The organism is Gemmobacter sp. (genome assembly GCF_046292685.1).
Lineage (GTDB): Bacteria > Pseudomonadota > Alphaproteobacteria > Rhodobacterales > Rhodobacteraceae > Wagnerdoeblera.
In genome coordinates this window covers 1-2,277 of the sequence record NZ_JBKBQM010000100.1, presented here as the reverse complement: position 1 = coordinate 2,277, position 2,277 = coordinate 1, and the positions used below count along the sequence as shown (strand labels likewise).

The window sequence follows — 2,277 nt, the reverse complement described above, 5'->3', positions numbered from 1 at the left end:
CGACGAGGGGTGGCATCGGGCACCCATACCTCGCCTCGACCAGCACGACGCTCACCGCTGCCGCCCAAACAGAGGGAAAACTGTTCCGCCTCGTGGACTTCTTCAGCAGCCTGATAGACCTAGGCGCGTGCGCTTCGTCAGCCACAGGAAGAACATCAGGAACAGCGGTGCCGGAACGAAGATGGCGACTCAGATCGTGCTGATCGACACACGGTTGCCGAAGTCCAGCTGCCCCTTCAGCCAGGCGGACGCGGTCAGCGGGCGGGCCTCGATGCCGAAGATGGTCATGGCGATCTCTTGTAGCGAAAAAGAGATGCCGAAGGTGACCAGCAACGTTTCCAGCGGGCGCTTGTAAAGGTGGCGGATCACCAGCCGTTCCTTCGCCATGCCGGCCGCGAAGGTGGCAGCAAAGGCCTGCGACAGCGCGTCGAGGCCGAGGTCGGCCGCCTGCAAACTGCAAGGCATCGATGTACAGGCCGATCCGGTCCAGCGCGGCACGGGCGGCCGAGGTGACCGCCGGGTCGGGGTCGGAGTCGCTCAGCTGGAATTGCACCAGCACGGTGGCAATCAGGGCGCGCACCCCGGCGCCGTCGGGCGCCACGATCACCAGCGTGCCATCGGCCTTGCGCACCGCCAGTGCCCGGTCGGCCCGGGCCTCGAGGATTGCAGCCGCGCGCGGGTCGCCGCCGGCCGCAAGCGCCGCGATCACCGGCTTGATGGTCTGGCGCGAGGGATTTGCCACCGGGGCGCCGTTGGCCTCCGGCACCTCGGCGGCGGTCTGGGCCGGGGCCGGGGCGGGCATCCCCCACAAGGCAAGCGCCAGAAGGGCGGCAAGAACGGCGCGCATGCGGAACCTTCGGTCGGGTGAGGGACGGGGCAGCGGGGGGCGGCGGGGCTGGCCCCGCCGCCCGCGTCGGTCAATAGTTCGACTTGATCTGCACGAGGGTCTTGGTCTGCGTGTTGTACATGCCGCAACCGAGGCTGGCCCAGTCGGCCTCCAGCACCGCTGATTCCGGCAGTTAGTTCGTCCGGGCGTCGCCGAGCACCGGCGCGGTCTGGCTGATGATGTCGAACGGGCCGTCGGCCCGGATCTCGCCGATCAGCACCGGCTTGGTCAGGTGGTGGTTCGGCAGCATCTTGGCCACACCGCCGGTCAGGTTCGGCACTTCCAGCCCGCACATCGCGGTGCGCATAGCATCCACATCGGTGGTCCCGGCCTTTTCCACCGCCTGCACCCGCATGTTGAAGCCGACCACATGCGCTTCCATCGGGTCGTTGGTGACGCTCTTTGCACCGGCAAAGGTCTTCCACTTGGCGATGAACGCTGCGTTTTCCGGCGTGTCGGCCGACTGGAAGTCGTTCCAGGCTGCGAGGTGCCCCACCAGGTTGATGGTGTCGAGGCCCGAAAGCTCCTCCTCGCCGACCGAGAAGACCACCACCGGGGTGTCGTCGGCCGAAATGCCCGCCGCGGCCAGGTTCTTGTAGACCACGATGTTGGCATCGCCGATGATGGTGGCGATCACGCCCACCTTCTTGCCGTCGGCGCCCAGCGCCTTCACGTCGGCCACGATCTTGGCCAGTCGGAATGCCCCATGGGAGTATAGTTGACGAAGATGTCCGATTTCGGAATGCCCTTCGACACCAGAAAGGCTTCGAGAATGTTGTTCGTGCTGCGCGGATAGACCTAGTCGGTGCCCAGCAGCGCGAATTTCTGCACGCCCAGCTCCTGCAGGACGTAGACCGTAGCCGGAATGGCCTGCTGGTTGGGTGCCGCCCCGGTGTAGAACACGTTTTTCGAGCTTTCCTCGCCTTTGTGTTGCACCGGATAGAACAGCAGGCCGTTCAACTCCTCGATCACCGGCAGAACCGACTTGCGGCGGACCGACGTCCAGCAGCCGAACATCACGGCTACCTTGGATACCGTCAGCAGCTCGCGCGCCTTTTCGGCGAACAGCGGCCAGTCGGAGGCCGGGTCCACCACCACTGCCTCGAGCTGCTTGCCCAGCACGCCGCCCTTGGCGTTTTGCTCGGCGATCAGCATCGGCGTGGTGTCCATCAGTGTGGTTTCCGAAATCGCCATCGTGCCCGACAGCGAATGCAGCACGCTCACCTTGATGGTGTCCTGCGCCTGCGCGCCGGCCAGCCAGCATCCCTTTTAGCGCGTTTCCCGATCATTGTGGTTCATAGGCTGCTGCGGTGAAGAAGTTGGCGCTCTCCCCGGGGGTGATGAGATCGACGAGCCGTCCGATGGCGTCCCAGAGGGCCGCAACGGTTCGC

Annotated in this window: 2 pseudogenes; both read right to left on the bottom strand. The window is 65.7% G+C overall.

The window, feature by feature from the left end:
* Positions 1-114: 114 nt before the first annotated feature.
* A pseudogene (locus tag ACK4S2_RS15720) lies at positions 115-426 on the bottom strand (urea ABC transporter permease subunit UrtB); the annotation flags it as partial.
* 491 nt (positions 427-917) lie between these two features.
* Positions 918-2,143 (bottom strand): annotated as a pseudogene (locus tag ACK4S2_RS15715) (ABC transporter substrate-binding protein).
* Positions 2,144-2,277: the final 134 nt, after the last annotated feature.